Origin of the sequence: Mesorhizobium sp. M2E.F.Ca.ET.209.01.1.1 (genome assembly GCF_004010375.2) — a bacterium.
GTDB lineage: Bacteria > Pseudomonadota > Alphaproteobacteria > Rhizobiales > Rhizobiaceae > Mesorhizobium.
Genome location: NZ_SADP02000648.1, coordinates 1 through 338 on the forward strand (window position 1 = coordinate 1; position 338 = coordinate 338).

General features: G+C 68.6%; 1 protein-coding gene. It reads right to left on the bottom strand.

The features are described from left to right. The coding region (locus EN852_RS37285; RefSeq protein ID WP_210238313.1) for a hypothetical protein at window positions 1-338 on the bottom strand (338 nt) is incomplete at both ends.

Here is a 338-nt window from a genome sequence, read left to right on the forward strand (position 1 = left end):
CCACCGCATTGGGGTTCAACAGCACGAAGAAATTCGGCCGGAACGTGTTCCAGTCGGCCTTGCGGATGCTGGTGACGGTGAACTCGCGCTGCTGCTCGCCTACGGAAATCGTAATGCGATCGCCCAGGTGCGCGCCGTAGCGCCGCGCCCAGCCGGTTTCCACCGAGGCTTCCGCCGCGGTGCTGCCGGCTTGCCAGAAGCGGCCTTCCAGCAGCGCATTGGCGGGCGGGAAGGTGCTGCGCCAGCTGAAGTTCAACGGCCGGTTCTCGTCGTCGTCCTCGCGGGGGCCGTTGCTCGTGCCGTTCCCTTCGGCGGCGGCCGGGTCCACGCGCAGCGGC